Here is a 17,461-nt window from a genome sequence, read left to right on the forward strand (position 1 = left end):
CCGACGTCACTTGATGAGGTGCAGGCTCGCAACAAAATGGGTGCCGTTGGATCTGGTATATTCAAACGATCCTTTGAGCTGTTTGACGAAGGCAGCGATCAGCCGCGTTCCCATGCCTGGTTTTTTCGTCTGTCCACCGTAACCGATGCCGTTATCGGAGACGACCAGTTGGCAGACCTCATTGTCGAGAACCTTCAGCCCCACGTGAATTCGCCCAGTCTGCCGGCCCCTGAACGCATATTTCATGCTGTTGGCAACGAGTTCGTTGAGAAGCAGGGCGAGCGGGGTAGCCTTGTCGGCGGCGACAACAAAATCATCAACATCAAACGTCGTTTCAATGTTGAGGGCGTGCATGTTGACAAGCTTCCCGACAAATCCCGGTACGAAATCACGAGCCGCCACTCCCGCGAATTGGTCAAACCCGTACATTTGCTCATGCACTGCCGACATCGCGGAGATCCGTTCATTGACCTTGCTGACAGCTTCGGGCTCGAACCCCTGCATGCGAATGAGTGCTATAACAGTCTGGAGATTGTTTTTGACGCGGTGGTGGATTTCTCGCATCAACATCTCGTTCGCCTTCACTGCGTCCGCGAGTTCCAATACGTGCACCGCATCGACGCGAATGAGGCCGCGTATCCAGTAAGCTGCAGCAAGCGCGCCGATGACGGCCAGAATGATCATGGCGATCGCGATCTCCACGTCATTCCAAAAGGGCTGCATGATCAGCGCCATATCTGCGGACGCAATAGCCACGAAGGGGGTGCGTTCGATTATTCGATAGGCGACCAGCCGGTCCTGGTCATCCACCGGGGAGCGCGCGCGGTAGACGCCTGTCGTCGATTTTTTCATGTAGTCGGTGAAGAGCACATAGTCCTTCATGTTGACCGGCCCGTCAGGTTCCGGATGGCGTGCGACAAGCTGCCCGTCGCGCCGGATCAGGCTCACTGTCGAGTTTTTTCCCAGCGCCACGGCGTCCCACACCGGCTTCAGGATGCTCGCATCAAAAGCAATGACGGCCGCGCCGGCAAACATGCCATTGCGCTCCAGTCTGCGGCTGAAAGCGAAGATCTGGCGACCGGAAAGACGGCTCTGGATCAACGCGGACGTGTAGTCATCCGCCCCGTTGCGAAGTCGCACGAAGTAGTCCCGGTCGGTGACATCGACCTTGCGGATGTTGGGGTCGTTGGAAAACAGTGTCCGCCCGTCCGGTCCAAGCACATAAGCGGTCACCTGCGAGGGCAGATCCGCGACAGCCGCGTTCAGGTCGTGGACACGGTCGGGGCCCGGCACTGGAATGTTTGCTCCAAGACTATCATCGATCCGGTGCAGCGTTTCCCGTGCCAGCGAATTCATCCATATGGCATTCGCCGCCACAATCTTCGACGCTGCGATGATCCGTTCGTCGCCGCGATGGACGGTCGTTCGATAACTCGTTATCAGCCAGACAGACAAAACGCCAAGTAGGGCAAAAAACATCAAAACGATGATCGCAACTGATGCCTTTCCCAGTGAAGTCTCAGCTTTGTCGCGCTTCGTCATCAATCCTGTCTTGCTCATCACATGGAGGCGGTAATAAATGTTGTAACGTGTTAGGTGTTCGGCGCAACGGGGTTTGCGGTCAGCGTCGTGACTTCCCTGGAAACGAGGAGCTTTCAAGGCGGCGCGAGACCGGCAGGGGAACGCGAAATCCTTGCCAATTCAGAAACATAGGGAGGGTTGTAAATAATCTCTTATCGTTTGTACGGTTTTTGACCAAGACGCGGGAAGCTGAGGGGCCCCGATCTCTCTTCTGTGCGTTATCAGGGATGTCCAGACCATCCGGCGGGTCAATCAGGCCGGATTTCCGTGTAACGTCGGGCGAGCGAGGGACTTCCCCCGAGGAGGGCGCATGGACGTCGTCCATCGGCATTCAGGACCGGTCCCGCTTAGCCGGTCAGGTTCCCTATACGTTCCCATCTCTTCGGAACCGGACGACTCCTCGACCGTTGTTGATTACAGTCGACAAGGAGTAAAAGATGACGTCGAGGTTGCGGTCACTTCGAAAGGCGAGCGTCTGGCCCTGGGGATCATGAACGCAAAGCAGGCCTTTCCCTTGCCGAAGCTATCGAGATCGAGATTTCCCATCCTGATCACGAGACAGGCCACAGGTACATTTATCGATCGGGAGAGTTGAAAGCGCGCACCAGCCGCGACATGTAGCATTTGCAGGGGATGTCGCGGTTCAACCCATGCATCCGACGCTTGACTGGTATGATTTGTGTCTTCGTGCCGCAACCATTATTTGCGGAGTAATCAGTTGACTTCACCTTGGAACAAACGCCGCGACCCGGCAATCGGGCTGCACGTAAGGAGGCATCGTGAACATCATTTCGAAGACATTGGACGAGATGACGCGGGTTGAGCGTTCCAGCTTGCTGGAAGCGGTCGCCAGCGCGCTCGAGGCGACGGCAAGTGAGGCAGAGGAAAACGGTGATGCACGTTTCGTTGCCAACTCCACCTGCTTGGCAAACACCATTCGCGGTTTATCCGGAGATCTCGCACCCCGAGAGATGGCGGCCGCAGAATTGCTTCTTGAGCAGGGTATTATGCTGATGCACCAGTTTTCCAACAGATCGAAGCCCGAGACTCTTCTCAACTAGGCCCGTGCCCCGGCGGGTCCAGGATCTCGGGGCAACGCTCTCGGAACCCGAGCCAACCCAGATGGCGTTCCCGGCGCCGTGGGCGGTCGACGACGCGCTGCTTTTCCAATGCCCATCGATCATGCGAAAACATTGGTTGACTACGAAACGAATTCGTCTAGTTTCCTAGTCAACGAATTGGTTGCCGCTCAATGGTATCTGACCTTACCTCCCATACAGGCTATTGGATGAGAATGATATCCAATGCCGTTTCACACGGGTTCGCTCGACGCCTTGCCGTGGAGGACGTAACGGTCGCCGAGTGGGTACTCATGCGTTCGCTCTATGATGAGGGGCCAATCTCTCCGTCAGTCCTGGCAGAGAAAATGCACATGACCAAAGGCACGGTCAGCAAGCTCGCTGATCGCCTCGCGACAAAAGCCTTCATCGACCGCATCGGGAATGATCGGGATCGGCGCGCCCACAGCTTGGTCCTGACTGTGGCGGGACGTGAAAAGGTTCCGCGCCTAGCGGCTCTGGCGGATCAAAACGACGCAGAGTATTTCGACGTGTTAACCGGGCAGGAGCGTGTCGCGCTTGATGAGATTTTGAAATCACTCGTCCAGAGACGAGGACTGAAGACCATACCGGTGAAGTAGTGTGGGGGGGAGGACGCAACGTCTAAATTCCTACTATATGAGCAGGCATAAAGTATCTGCCGGCGTTTATATAAGAGTCATTTTAGTAGATCTTTTTTGGTGATTTGTACGAGAAAGCAATCGAAAGAAAAAATTGCTAACCTTTCGATAACCTGATGCTGAAATTCTATGCAGGGTTTTCCGGACAATTGGGAAAAGGCACTACAAACATGTTCATCGTGGCAGTCTCGGACAATGGGCAGGAAAGAAATATTGTCGCCAACGAAGTCATTCTGTCGAACGGTAAAGTCCTTGTTCAGGCTGGGGGCCAGCGGCACGAATTTGCAATCGCCGCACTGATTGATGTCGTGCCTGTCCAGGCAGGCATCATCCGTTGTGGCCATACGCTTCTCGAGCGCGGCCCGGTGCTTAACTGAAGCGCCAGGGATGCCGGCCTCAGGCCACGCTCGGCAGTTGAGTGTTTCTCCGTTCCTTCTAGGCGCAAAGCCGCGAAAGATCATGCCCCGGTCAAAAGCCGGACCGCAGAGGCAACCTCATTGGCAACGTCGGGCTTGCTCATGAAAGGCGTGCCGATGGGAAGCTGGCTACTATCGGGGACACGATGCCCCGATGTGACGATGATTTTGATTGGTGGCCACCGACCCGTACGAAAGCCGCCAACAACAATCCATCCATTGTTCCCGGCATGTCGATATCGGTAAACAGCAGCGTGATCTCGGGATGATTTTCGATGATGCCTATCGCCGCGGCGGCGCCCGAAGCCTCGAGGACGGTAAAGCCCTCATCCTGGAGATCGCCACGATCGCAAGGCGCAGGAGCGGTTCGTCCTCCACGACAAGGACCGTAGCTGATAGGCGAGGCAGGGGTTCACTTCTCGATGACATTAATCAACTTTTCCGCCAGGAGTTGGTACGCTAGAAGACATAACTGGTTCATGCGGCATTTATCTCAAGCGTGTTATTTTCACTCGGAAATTGGCGCCAGCTTCTGACGCCAATGTTGATTCCACAGGCGGCCATCAACACGTTTTGTTTGATCCAGTAGAAGAAGGAATGTTGGGATTCGTCATCCATCAGGCTTGGAGGAGGAAAATATGGCCCTTAACGACCAGATCTTTCAAACTCCATTGGGGAGCTTGACCAGAGCAACGACGGCGATCGCGCGTGCACGTTCAGTGAAAGAGGTCATCGAGACAATTCGCAGAACGGCGCGCTCTCTGGTTGGCTGCGACGGCATTACGGTCATCCGACGGGAAGGGGACCTTTGCCGCTATGTGGAGGAGGATGCGATCGAGCCACTCTGGAAGGGGCAGAAATTCCCCGCGATCGCATGTATCTCTGGTTGGGCAATGATCAATCGCCAGACAGTTGTTGTCCCCGATATTGCCCAGGATGACCGCATTCCAATCGAGCTCTATGCCGGCACCTTTGTCCGGGCACTCGCAATGGCTCCTGTTCGCCCGAGCGATCCTATCGGCGCGATTGGCGCCTACTGGTCGCAGGCATACACTCCCTCGCGGTGGGAGATCGAGACGCTCGAAGCACTCGCAGAGGCCGCCGCGGCAGCTATCGAGAATGTCGACTTTATCGCGTCCCTTTCGGATCAACTGGTGAACGCGAAAGGCACCGATCCGGCTGGCCGCCAACAGTTCGTCGATGATTTTGCAAGGGATATCGAATTCGTCGGCAATATCGATGCCGTTCCGATTATCCTCGATATCGTGCTGCGCATGACTGGCATGGGGTTTGCCGCCGTGGCACGGGTTACCGAGACGAAATGGATCACCTGTCAGGCTCTGGATCACGTCGGTTTCGGCCTCAAGCCAGGCGATGAGCTGCCAGTAGAAACAACGCTCTGCAACGAAATCCGTGATCACCGCCAGCCTATCGTATTTGATGACGCCGAGGTTGACCCACGTTACCGCGACCACCATACGCCGCAGATCTACGGGCTGCGGAGCTATATCTCGATGCCAATCATATTGGCGAACGGAACGTTCTTCGGTACGCTTTGCGCAATCGACTCCAGTCCGGCCAAGGTCAACGACCCAATGGTGATTGGAACATTCAAGCTCTTTGCCGAACTGATTGCGCACCATCTCGACGCCGGCGAAAGGTTGCAGGCCGCGCAAGAATCTCTTGAACGTGAGCGGGAGCTTGCCGAGCTTCGCGAGCAGTTCATCGCGATACTTGGACACGATCTGCGCAATCCGCTCGCCGCCGTCGACGCAGGCGCAAGCCGCATGCTTCAGGAAGGATGGACCAACCGAACCCCAGCTATGCTGAAGCTCATGAAATCGAGCATATCGAGGATGGCAGGGCTGGTCGATAATCTTATGGATCTGGCCAGGGCACGGCTTGGAGGTGGAATAACCCTGACAGTTTTCCATGGTGATCTGACCGATACGCTGCAGCATGTCGTGGGCGAGCTTCAGGTGGCGCATCCGGAAAGGCGTATCTCAGCGTCGTTCAATTTTTCGTCGCCGGTCGTTGCGGACCACCCTAGGATTGCGCAGATGTTTTCGAACCTGGTTTCGAACGCCGTCACGCACGGATCCGCCGACAAACCGATTGTCATCACCGGAATTACGGCTGAGGGTGCAATTGAAGTTTGCGTTTCGAATGGAGGTCGGCCGATTCCTAAAGATCGGATCGACAGACTGTTCATGCCCTTCACCGGCGCCGATGGGATGGCGCCTGCCCATGGGCTTGGTCTCGGCCTTTATATTTCGTCGCAGATCGCAAAAGCCCATGGAGGGCAGATCGATGTTTTCTCCGACGAAATCGAAACGCGTTTCACCTTCCGTATGCCGATGCTCGTGATGGATCCCTAGGCTCGACGACAACTGATGCTACGGTCCCCGTAGTGCGTATAATCATGATCCACGCCCACGGCCTTTAAGCCAGACCACCACCAGGAAGATGATGGTACCGATGCTGAGCCCGCCACCGCGACGGCCGACTGGAAGGCTGAGGCCTCCAGCGCGACCGGACAGTTTCCATGAGTCCCACCTTCGTCGCGCCGTCCTCGACATTGTCAGACTGACGACGTCCCTGCCATTTCATTTAACCTCCGAGAATCAACGGTTGCCTGGTCGATCAACATGGGCCCGAAGCATCCCGATCAGCGCGTCATGCGCATATGGTTTCGAAATGAAGGAGACGCCGCTCGCGAGGTCAAAGGCGCCAAGTCGGACGTGCCCGGATGTTACGATAACCCGCGTCCGGGGAAACTGTGCCCGCACTCGGCTCACCAAGCCAAGGCCGTCCGTAGAGCCAGGCATGTTGACGTCGGTAAAGACTGCGTCGATCTCGTTGCTTTGAAGAATGACCAACGCCTCATCGGCGCTTCCCGCTTCCAGCACATCGAAGCCCTCTGCCTCGAGGGCGTCCACCGCCGCAAAACGAATCAGCGGCTCATCATCGACCACGAGAACCTTTTTGACAGTCGTCTCAATTGTTTGCGCCGAATTGCCTTGACCGAGTGTCCCCCATTCCGCCACGGCTTGTGACCAGTGATCGCGGTCGCGCCCGTGCGGGCATCCTTCGCCCTGCCACAGGGCGTGAGCGCGCCTGCTGATCCAGTTGTATGCTTCCTGATCCATGTGCTGCCTCTTTTGGGAAGGCGAACGCCGCAGGCGGGAGCCGGTTCCGTTGCACAAAAAAAATCAAAAAAAACGAGCAAAGAAGTGGTGTGGCCGCTTGGTTGTTCTGGGGACAAGGGGCTTTGGAGGCGCGGCTGCAAGGCCGCGCCTTCCGCTCAAACGATCGGCGAAGACGCCTTGCCGAGCTTCACAGCGGGTTCGCGAGCCCAAACGCGCAGCTTACCGATCTCCTGCACGAAGTCCGACACGCTCTTGTCGCCCGGCAGGGCGATGGTGCCTTCGTCAAGCGCGCCAGAGATTCCCGCTTTCTCAAGCAAGGGGAGAGCCGACTGGTCGTAGCCTATGAACTTGCAATGCTGAAATGCATCAGCAACGAAGTCTCGGGCAGTGGCTTCATTGACGAGATCGTCCATGGCCTGATGTGCGGTCAGCAGTGCCACGGCATCGAAGAGCACGGACGGTCCGCCGTCGATCATGTGGTGCGCCTCCACCCAGCTTCCGTCTGAAGCCGTCACGCCTCCCACTTTGGGTGCGATGATTTCAAAGACTGCCTTCTCGGTGGTGACAGCTTTGCTAAGAGCCTTCAGAAGCTTGGCATCTACACCGTCGGTGACAAGAATACCAAGCTTGCGGCCTTCGAAGCGTTTCGGACCACGTTCCACAATGCTCAGCGCTGGCGACGGCTCGAGATCCTGACGGGTTGGGACCGCCGCCTCCGCGGGTGTGGGCATCGACTGAAAACCGAGCTTTTCCGCAACCGTTGTGGCAAGCGTATCGTCGATGTTCATCAGATGCGAAACCATCCGTTCTCGGATTGCCAGTGTCTCTACCTTGCTCAACTCGAACGTCAGAGCCATGGCAATGTGTCGCTGCTCAGGTGGCGTCTGACTGATGAAAAACTGGCGCGCCTGACTATAGTGATCCGCAAAACTCTCTGACCGAAGCCTGACCATCGATCCCTGTTCTTCGGCTGGAAAATGGCGATAGCCCTGCAGCGGGGATTCTCGCGGACCCTGATTGAACGAGTTTGGCTGATAATTCACACGTCCAACCGGGTTACGCATTGCCATGTGGCCATCCTGCTGGAAGGTGTGGAAGGGGCACTTCGGGGCATTGATCGGCAAATGCGTGAAGTTCGGCCCGCCGAGCCGCTTGAGTTGCGTGTCGAGGTAGGAAAAATTTCGACCTTGCAGCAGGGGATCGTTGCTGAAGCCAATACCAGGAGGCACGTTCTGCGTCATGAATGCGACCTGTTCGGTCTCGGCGAAGAAATTATCGGGCATCCGGTCGAGCACCAGTCGACCAATCGGTCTGACCGGTAAAACCTCCTCAGGAATGATTTTCGTCGCATCAAGGATGTCGAAATCAAAATTATCCGCGAAATCCTGATCGAAAAGCTGGACGCACAGTTCCCATTCGGGGAAACTGCCCGCCTGGATCGATTGCCAGAGATCGCGGCGGTGGTAGTCCGGGTCCGCCCCGTTTATCTTGACAGCCTCATTCCAGGCGACCGACTGAAGGCCGAGCTTCGGCTTCCAATGGAACTTGACGAATGTCGATTGATCATTGGCATTGATGAAACGGAACGTATGAACGCCGAACCCTTCCATGAACCGGAAGGACCTTGGGATCGCACGATCCGACATGATCCACATGATCATGTGCATGCTCTCCGGCGTGAGGCTGATGAAGTCCCAGAAATTGTCGTGAGCGGTCTGTGCCTGCGGAAATGCCCGATCTGGCTCTTGTTTGGCAGCGTGGACGAGATCCGGGAACCTGATCGCATCCTGGATGAAGAAGACAGGAATGTTGTTGCCGACGAGGTCCCAATTGCCCTCCTTCGTGTACATCTTTACCGCAAAGCCGCGGACGTCGCGCGCAAGATCAAACGAGCCCTTGTTTCCTGCAACAGTCGAAAAACGCACGAAAGCGGGGGTCTTCTCGCCGGCGCGTTGGAAAATGTCGGCGCGGGTAAGATCGGTGAGAGGCTCGTATGTTTCGAAAAAGCCATGGGCGCCATAGCCACGGGCATGCACAACGCGCTCCGGAATGCGTTCATGATCGAAATGAAAAATTTTCTCGCGAAAATGAAAGTCTTCAAGAACAGCAGGTCCGCGAGCCCCGACGCGCAGCGTATTGTGGTCATCGGCGACGGGCGACCCCTGAGCGGTAGTCAGGATATCATGACCGTCCTCCGAAAATTGATGCAGTTCACCACCGACGCCGCGGTGGATCTTCTGGTCATGAATCGTGACATTGTCGGAGACGGTGGTTTTCTTGGATAACGTTGGCGATGCCGATGGCTTCTTGGCCATGGTTCCCTCCGATTGGTGAAAGGCAAAGGAGGGCCGCTCGTTTGAACGACCTTCCCGAGTGATCGCGATTTGGATCAGGCGGCTTTCGTGCCCTTGGGGTTCGCAGACGCCTTGGCGAGCTGGGTCAGCTTCTGGTCGGTTGCTTCCTCTTCCTTGAGGCTGGTCTGCAGAAGCGGGATGGCGTTCTTGAGACCAAGCTGGCTCGCCCAAGCAATCAGGGTGCCGTAACGCGCAATTTCGTAATGTTCGACCGCCTGCGCGGAGGAGATGAGACCGGCGTCGAGAGCAGGCGATCCCTTGAACTCTTCCATGATTTCCTCGCCTTCTGCGATGATACCCTGGATCGCTTCGCAAGTCTTTCCCCGGGCAGGCTTGCCGATGATCTCGAATACCTGCTCAAGACGATCAATCTGGCCCTGCGTTTCATCGCGATGCTGCAGAAATCCTGCCCTGCCTTCTTCCGACTGCGCCGCACGGGCCATCTTAGGCAGGGCTTTCAAGATCTGCTTTTCGGCGTAGTAGATGTCCTTGAGGGTATCGAGAAAAAGATCGTCAAGGGTTTTCGTCGTTGCCATGCTGTGGTCCTTTCACTTTAATGGTAGCGCGACTAAACTTTGACCTGCGCCGATTGTTCCACATGGCACGAATCCTTTTCATGCCGGAGGCATCTTGTTGGAGCGAGGACCCGGTGCTGTAGCGCGTTCTTGCCAAGTGACGAAATTCGTCCGGCCTGCTCACACTAAGCATGAGTGGCCAGTCGTTTGGCGAGTTCCTTCGCCTTTTCGACAGCGACTGCTTCGTTTCTCCGAAGAAGGTTTTCCATGCCTTGACCGGCTGCTCGCGGTTGTCGAAGGCTCTTACACGATCGAGGTAAACGCGCCGGGCATCGTTGTCAGGCCGAACCACGCTGAGGCTTCTCGACCTGGCTGGGAGCGCGTGGAGTCAAGTAGAGTTGATGGTGGTAAGAAATGTTTGTGTTGTCGTCCATTTTCGCTTTGCGTGTGCCCGGTAGAAAGAACAAATAGGAGAACGGAAGGTTCCCTGGATAACTCGATCAATCGGGCAACGAATTGAGCGCAATCTGGCTTTGCGTCCTTACTCAAACCGGATAACGTCACGAAAATAAATTGTCTCCACCCGGTTGCCAGCGTGGTCCGCGATTTCGAAGCGCATGCCGTCGATCTTGCGATCCTCGAGAACAAGTTCGGCGACCATTTCTCTCGCAGCACGGTTTGCTTCCCGTCTCGCATCGTCCAATGTTGGTAAGTCTAAGCCTTGCTGATCGAGATCAATTCCGTCGTCGGAGCAAAGGTTGAAGTAATACAGCATCTTGGACCTCCACCTAGAGCAGGAAACCCCCAAACTCTGGTCGTTGTTCCGACCGTTCAGTCAGCGAGTGGACGAAAGCGCCTCGATCGCAACTCGGGAAGATGGGGTCCGGCTGCAGCGGGTGTCTTTTCCTCTCATAGATCGCTTCCACTGCGCTGGTCACGATTCTCGGCTCAAGGTCCTCAGACGTCAGTTCATCGGTATTGCGGTAATTCTTGCGTTCGGTCACGAGGACTTACTCGGGGTTGGAGAATTGGGGCGGCGGAATGGGATCCATGGTCTCCGCCCGGACTGTCTCGGGATCCGTGTCGGTTACGCCATCATCGGTTTCGAGCATTTTATCCTGACGGGCGGCTTGCGCTGCTTGTAGCGATTGATGTCGGGAAGCTCGTCGCCTTGGGTATCCTCGTGACTTCGGTGGAAGCTTGGCAGAATCGGGATTGGCTTGTCTGTCATGGCTCGGCCTCCGTTTCCGGAGGCAAACTCAGAACCATTGCACGAGTTCCAGTTGAAGACTTGAGCTCAATCGCGCCTTTCGAAACCGCATCGGCTCACAGTTCGTCATTGAGAAGTTGGGCCGGATGCCTTGCGCGATGCGCCCGCGATGGCCGCCATTCGAAGTTTTCGCAGTCGCGCGGTCTTTCCTCGCACTGGCGCCGCTCCTGTTCCGCTGTTCCATGACAAACCTGTTTGTACCTTCGAACGCATGCGTGCGTTTCTACACGGTCAGGGTTCTTCTGATCCTGCTTACCATTTCAATCATCTTTTTACGAGGATATCTAAATATATGATGGTAGGGAGCCGCGGCTTCTACGTGTTCGACTTTAAGCCGGCAGAGGCTTCTTGAACGATCGCCGATGCAGTTCCCAGCGCGGCTGAGAGTTCGAAGATATGGCGCCTTCATTTGTCTATCAGCAACACCGGAATGCCGGTGTCCGTAAAGTGGATCGAAGATCGTCGGGGCTGCAAGATGGGGGCCAAGTCGCCGCGCCTATCTTCTGCCCAAATGTGGCGTTGTAGTCCGGCTTTCCGGCGCCTGCGTCGCACTTGAGGTTCAAGGAAGTAGATGATCCGAAAAAAAACGACCAAATGGGTTGCCCTTGTCAGTGCGATGGCTCTTGCTTCCGCTGTGGGAGACCTCCGTGCAGAGCCTCAGCCCGTCCTGTCGAAAGAAGTCATTTCGACCATTCCGTACACCGTCCCAGCGCGCCGTCCGGCCCACATTTCCCCGCGTAACGGCGCCGGCCCACTCACGACGCTGTTTGCCGTCGGGAACAATCAATCGAGGGTTCTGCAGGAAATGGGCGGCCTTTCGAAAGAGATGAATAGCGACATAGCCGATGCTGTCGAGGCCTATTACAGCGACCAAAAAGCGAAACTGATCTGGGTTGACGGCAGGGGTCCGAACGCAAAAGCCGCTCAGGCAATCAGCCTGTTGAAGCAGGCTGGCGATTGGGGACTAAATCCGGCCGACTATGAGGTTGCCTTGTCATTTCAAGGCGCCCCCAGGAATTCCTCAGACTATGCCAGATCGGTAGCCCTGTTTGAAGCATCCCTGTCAGAGAAGCTTCTGATGTTCCTTCAGGACAATTTTCGCGGTCGGATCGATCCGAACAAATTGTCCAACTACTACGACTTCAAACGCAAACAGGTCGATCTCAGGGCTACCCTCTATCAACTGTCCAAGACGCCCGACCTGATGGGGATTTTTGACCGCTTGATGCCGAGCAACCCAAAATTCGCTCAGCTTGCCGCTGAACTTCACTGGCTACGCACATCGGGAGAAGGCGATGCATCCGCGAGCGTCAACAAGGTCATCGTGGCAATGGAGGAAATGCGATGGCTCCCGCAGGAATTTCCCGAAAAGTACGTGTTCATCAACCAGCCTGCTTACATGGCCTACTATTTCGACCGAGGTGAATTGGCACTGTCAATGAAAGCGGTCATCGGCCAACAAGACCACCAGACAAACTTCTTCGATGCCACGATAAAGACCGTGCAATTCAATCCTGATTGGGGTGTCCCGCAATCTATCATTCGAAATGAAATGCTGCCGCACTTGAAGCGCGACCCGTCCTATTTGGACCGAGAGGGCTATAAGGTAGCCGTGAAGGGGAAGGAGATGTCTTCTGCAAAGGTCGACTGGGCCCAACCGCTGGAGAACATCTCGGTTGTCCAGCCACCAGGGCCGGACAATGCTCTTGGCCAACTCAAGATCCTTTTCCCCAATCCTCATGACATCTACATGCATGACACGCCGGCACGAGGAAAGTTTGCGTCGCAGGATCGCATGTTCAGTCATGGGTGCGTTCGACTGGAAAATCCTCGCGCCATGGCCGCCGCCGTCCTGCAGACCTCCGTGGAATTTGTTGATCAGGAAATTGCCGGCGGCGAGAAGAAAGACATGCCGGTGCCTGAGGAAATTCCTGTTTATGTTTCCTATTTCACGGCATGGCCGACCGCCGACGGCGTCATTCACTACTTCGATGACATTTATGGTCGCGATGCGCAGACGTTGGCTGCGATTGCCGCAACAAGCGCCAGTCGCGCTCAGCCGTAAGAGAAGGACTACAGCAGCTGGACTAGATGGTTCTGCGATCGAGACAGCGCACCGCTCGCTGTTCCCTGCACACCCTTCCTTGGGCTGCCTGCGATTTTGCAGCAATCATAGCGTGTGCTGCTTGTGGCCAAACGCCTTGCCGGGGTTGTGTTGGTTGCTCGGGGCCTGTACCACATCGAACAAAACTGATTTTTCGGCTTGCTGGGCACTTCCCGAACGGAATGTTCCGACTACATAAGTCGCGAAAAACGACTGTGGTTTCAATGATAGCTGACGATTTTGATTTTCTTGCTCATGGTGGCGAGCTTGCCAACCTGATCCGTAATTTCGAGTGGGAAAAGACGTCGCTAGGACCGCCGTCGGGCTGGCCGCAAGCCGTCAAGGTGACTACGAGTACCATTCTTCAATCCCCCGTTCCCATTGTCACCCTGTGGGGAACTGACGGGATCATGATTTACAACGACGCCTATTCCGTGTTTGCGGGAGGCCGCCATCCCCAGTTGCTCGGCTCCAAGGTGCGTGAGGGCTGGGCCGAGATTGCCGACTTCAACGATAATGTCATGAATGTCGGGCTGGCCGGCGGAACTCTTGCCTATCAGGACCAGGAACTGACGCTACACAGGCAGGGGAGGCCGGAACAGGTCTTCATGAATCTCGACTACTCGCCGATCATGGACGAGGACGGCAGGCCGTGCGGGGTCATCGCGATTGTTGTGGAGACGACGGCGAAAGTCATGGCCGAGCGGTGGCGCCACGGCGAGCAGGACCGGTTGCGGCGGATGTTCGAGCAGGCCCCCGGCTTCATCGCGATGATGCGGGGTCCAGAGCACGTGTTCGAGTTAACCAACGCTGCCTACCAGCAACTGGTTGGGCATCGTGACATTGTCGGAAAGACGGCCAGGGATGCGCTCCCTGATCTCAGGGGGCAGGGGTATTTCGAGCTCCTCGACAAGGTGTACCAAACAGGCGTTGCCTATGAGGGGCAGGCTCTGGCCGTTGATTTTCAACCGTCCGCACAATCGAACGTCGAACGGAAATATGTTGACCTCGTCTACCAGCCTGTACTCGATGCTGACGGAGCGATCGTCGGGATCTTCGCTCAGGGCACCGACGTGACCGACCGCGTGACTGCGGAAGAAGCCTTACGCGCGAGCGAGCGGCAGTCTCGCCAGATTCTGGACGGAGCGATCGATTATGCAATTCTCGCATTGGATTTGAATGGTCGGATTCTTCGCTGGAACGAAGGCGCAAGACGGATTTTCGGTTGGACGGAAGAGGAGACTGTTGCAGTCCACTGGGACATGTTGTTCACGCCGGAAGACCGAGACGCAGGCAAGGCGCGTGAGGCCATGGACGCCGCGCTCAAAGATGGTAGCGCCCATCATGATCGATGGCACGTTCGAAAATCCGGTGAACGTTTCTGGGCGAATGGCGAGATCAGTGTTATTCGCGACGAGCAAGGCCGGCCTGTGGGTCTCGTCAAAGTCTTGCGTGACAGGACAGAGGAACACTTGGCGGCTCAGGCTCTGAAGGATACGGAAGCGGGATTGAGACGTGCGCAGGAAGCTGGAGGCGTCGGCGTTTTCTCGCTCGACCTCGTCACAAATGTGCTCAGTGCGACGCCGGAATTCTGCAAGATTTACGGATTGCCCGAAGACAAGGATGTCTCGATCGAGCAGGTTGAAAAGCTTGTTCTCGAGGAAGACCGGGAAACAGCGTCCAATGAGAGGACACGCAGTGTCGGAGACTCTCCCTTGAACGTCGAGTACCGCATTCGTCGCGCAGACACCGGGCAGAAGCGGTTCATCGCCCGGCGCGGCGAATTTGAACGAAATGCGGACGGCGTGCCAGTCCGTTTCGTGGGGGTCGTGCAGGATGTTACAGATCGGCGAAAGGCTCAGCGCGACCTGAGGGAAAGTGAAGCCAGGTTCAGGGCGCTTGCCCAAGCCATTCCGAACCACGTGTGGACGGCAAGACCCGATGGCCAGCTCGATTGGTTCAATGAACGGGTCTACGAATATGCCGGAACTTTGCAGGGGGATCTGGACAACGACCAGTGGACGAAGATCGTCCACCCCGAGGATCTTCCTGGTGTCCTGAGTGTCTGGCAGGCCTCGCTCAAATCGGGGCAGCCATACGAAACCGAATTCCGTTTGCGCCGGGCTGACGGAAACTATCGCTGGCACATTGTCCGCGCCGTCCCAACAAGTGATGAGGAGGGACGGGTCGTCCGCTGGATCGGAACCAATACGGATATCGAGGAACAGCGTGAGACACGCGCAAAGCTGGAGGCGCTCAATGAGACGCTCGAGCAACGTGTCGCTGAGCGTACCGCAGACAGGGATCGGATGTGGCGCCTGTCCACCGATATCATGCTCGTCGCTGATTTCGATGCAAGGATAACGGCGGTCAACCCCGCCTGGAAGACGATCTTCGCCTGGGACGAGCAAGACCTTGTAGGCATACCCTTCGTGGATCTGGTTCACCCGGATGACCGGGCGGGGACGCTCAAAGAGGTCGCAAGGCTGGGCAAAGGTGCAACCACGTTTTCCTTCGAGAACCGGTATCGGGCACGGGATGGCAGCTACCGTATCATTTCGTGGACCGCGGTGCCGGACGAGACCTTCATTCATGCCGTCGGACGCGACGTCACGGACGAGCGGGAAGCCGCCGCAGCTCTCAGAAAAACCGAGCTCGCGCTTCAGCAGGCGCAAAAAATGGAAGCGATCGGAAACCTGACGGGAGGTGTTGCACACGACTTCAACAACCTTCTCCAGATCGTGGGAGGAAACCTGCAGCTGCTTGCCAAGGACACAGCCGGAAACGACAAGGCGCAAACCAAGATTGCGAACGCACTGGCCGGGGTTGACCGAGGGTCCAAGCTCGCGTCGCAGCTTCTGGCCTTCGGACGCCGGCAGGCCCTCGATCCTCGGGTCGTCAACGTCGGACGGCTTATTCGTGCGATGGACGAAATGCTTCGTCGAACGATTGGAGAGGGGATAGAAGTCGAGACGATTATTTCCGGAGGACTTTGGAATACGCTCATTGATCCCATGCAGATCGAGAACGCGGTCCTCAATCTTGCTATCAATGCCCGTGACGCCATGGATGGCTTCGGAAAGCTGACGATTGAGGCGGGGAATACTTTCATTGACGACATTTATGCGAGACAGCACCAGGATGTAGAGCCCGGGCAATATGTTTCCTTGTCTGTCACCGATACGGGCACCGGAATGTCGCCCGAACTGGTCGAGAAGGTGTTTGAGCCGTTTTTCTCGACGAAGCCGGAAGGAAAAGGAACAGGCCTCGGGCTCTCCATGGTCTACGGTTTCGTCAGGCAGACAGGTGGTCACGTCAAGATCTATAGCGAACCTGGTCATGGGACCACCGTAAAGATCTATCTGCCCCGTTCAATGCAGCAGGAGGATCTTGAGGTCGGAAATATGGATCTGCCAGTTGAAGGCGGCCCTGAAACCATTCTCGTCGCCGAGGACGACGAAGGCGTGCGCATGACGGTTGTCGAGATGCTGCAGGATCTCGGCTACCGAGTCCTCAAGGCTCCTGACGCTGCTGCCGCGCTGTCCATCATCGAAAGTGGCGTTCATATCGATATGTTGTTTACAGACGTCGTCATGCCGGGGCCATTGAAAAGCAGCGAAATGGCACGCAAGGCGAAGGAGCGGTTGTCACATCTCGCAGTGCTGTTTACGTCGGGCTATACCGAGAATTCCATTGTCCATGGAGGCCGCCTGGATCCCGGCGTGCAACTTTTATCAAAACCCTACACCCGCGAAGCGCTTGCCCGGAAGATACGTCACGTCCTCAACAACGAAAAGCAGGCGAGGGCAGCGCTGGAGCGAAAGCGCCCCGTCGAATCGGCGCAACTCGAACCCATTGCTCGCACCGAGGAACGGCCAAGGCGTGTACTCCTTGTTGAAGACGATATGCTCATACAGATGGCCGCGGCTGACATGCTCACGGAACTTGGCTGCGAGGTGTTGGAAGCGGGGTCGGCCGAAGAGGCTTTGGCGCTGCTCGAAAAAAGCGTTCCGGACATACTGGTAACCGATCTTGGGCTGCCCGGGATGTCAGGACACGACTTTTGCAGGGAGGTGCGCAAGCGTTGGCCGGGCCTCGGCATTGTCTTTGCAACAGGATCCAATCGCACTCCCGAAATGGAGGACGCGTCCAGAACCGCCCTACTTCTGAAGCCTTACAGGACAGAAGACCTCGAAAAGGCTTTGAGCCTGGCCGGTTGAGCCGCTTCGGTAGGATCGACCGGCGACGGGTCGGATAGGGAAATACGGTATGCCTGTTCGATCAGCGCGTCGCGCGATCGCCAAATATTGGAAAAGGCCGGTGCGCTTGCCCGG

Annotated in this window: 12 protein-coding genes; 6 read left to right on the forward strand and 6 right to left on the reverse strand. The window is 56.4% G+C overall.

The annotated features are described in order from the left end of the window. Nucleotides 1-6: 6 nt before the first annotated feature. Complete coding sequence (locus tag FHT77_RS20095; protein ID WP_183756671.1) at nt 7-1,542, reverse strand: sensor histidine kinase; 1,536 nt, start codon at nt 1,540-1,542, stop codon at nt 7-9. 818 nt (nt 1,543-2,360) lie between these two features. Here FHT77_RS20095 and FHT77_RS20100 point away from each other — a divergent pair. From FHT77_RS20100 to FHT77_RS20115, 4 genes are all read left to right on the forward strand, one after another. Further along, on the forward strand, nt 2,361-2,642 hold the full coding sequence (locus FHT77_RS20100) for a hypothetical protein (RefSeq protein WP_183756672.1): 282 nt from the start codon (nt 2,361-2,363) through the stop codon (nt 2,640-2,642). Nucleotides 2,643-2,869: 227 nt separating this feature from the next. After that, nucleotides 2,870-3,280, forward strand: coding sequence for a MarR family winged helix-turn-helix transcriptional regulator (locus tag FHT77_RS20105; RefSeq protein WP_246719952.1), 411 nt, complete (start codon nt 2,870-2,872; stop codon nt 3,278-3,280). A 155-nt stretch (nt 3,281-3,435) separates the two neighbouring features. After that, nucleotides 3,436-3,696: a hypothetical protein gene (locus FHT77_RS20110; protein WP_183756674.1), complete on the forward strand. Its 261-nt coding sequence runs from the start codon at nt 3,436-3,438 to the stop codon at nt 3,694-3,696. A 677-nt stretch (nt 3,697-4,373) separates the two neighbouring features. After that, entirely contained in the window at nt 4,374-6,113 is a 1,740-nt protein-coding gene (locus tag FHT77_RS20115; protein ID WP_183756675.1) for a GAF domain-containing protein, read from the forward strand. A gap of 246 nt (nt 6,114-6,359) precedes the next feature. Here the strand turns inward: FHT77_RS20115 and FHT77_RS20120 are convergent, their stop codons facing one another. From FHT77_RS20120 to FHT77_RS20140, 5 genes are all read right to left on the reverse strand, one after another. Then, complete coding sequence (locus tag FHT77_RS20120) at nt 6,360-6,884, reverse strand: DUF2934 domain-containing protein (protein ID WP_183756676.1); 525 nt, start codon at nt 6,882-6,884, stop codon at nt 6,360-6,362. Between the two features lie 155 nt (nt 6,885-7,039). Beyond that, the gene (gene catE / locus FHT77_RS20125) at nt 7,040-9,199 is read right to left on the reverse strand and encodes a catalase C (protein ID WP_183756677.1); all 2,160 of its coding nucleotides are present in this window, start codon (nt 9,197-9,199) and stop codon (nt 7,040-7,042) included. 74 nt (nt 9,200-9,273) lie between these two features. Then, entirely contained in the window at nt 9,274-9,774 is a 501-nt protein-coding gene (locus FHT77_RS20130; RefSeq protein ID WP_183756678.1) for a ferritin-like domain-containing protein, read from the reverse strand. Between the two features lie 520 nt (nt 9,775-10,294). Then, on the reverse strand, nt 10,295-10,528 hold the full coding sequence (locus FHT77_RS20135; protein ID WP_183756679.1) for a DUF6894 family protein: 234 nt from the start codon (nt 10,526-10,528) through the stop codon (nt 10,295-10,297). 312 nt (nt 10,529-10,840) lie between these two features. After that, nucleotides 10,841-10,984 (reverse strand): hypothetical protein, encoded by a 144-nt coding sequence (locus FHT77_RS20140; protein ID WP_183756680.1) that lies wholly within the window; start codon nt 10,982-10,984, stop codon nt 10,841-10,843. 610 nt (nt 10,985-11,594) lie between these two features. Between FHT77_RS20140 and FHT77_RS20145 the strand changes: the two genes are divergently transcribed. Continuing rightward, nucleotides 11,595-13,088 (forward strand): murein L,D-transpeptidase, encoded by a 1,494-nt coding sequence (locus tag FHT77_RS20145; RefSeq protein ID WP_183756681.1) that lies wholly within the window; start codon nt 11,595-11,597, stop codon nt 13,086-13,088. Between the two features lie 263 nt (nt 13,089-13,351). Beyond that, a complete protein-coding gene (locus tag FHT77_RS20150) occupies nt 13,352-17,347 on the forward strand; it encodes a PAS domain S-box protein (RefSeq protein ID WP_183756682.1) in 3,996 nt (1,331 codons plus the stop codon). Nucleotides 17,348-17,461: the final 114 nt, after the last annotated feature.

Origin of the sequence: Rhizobium sp. BK181 (genome assembly GCF_014193305.1) — a bacterium.
GTDB lineage: Bacteria > Pseudomonadota > Alphaproteobacteria > Rhizobiales > Rhizobiaceae > Rhizobium.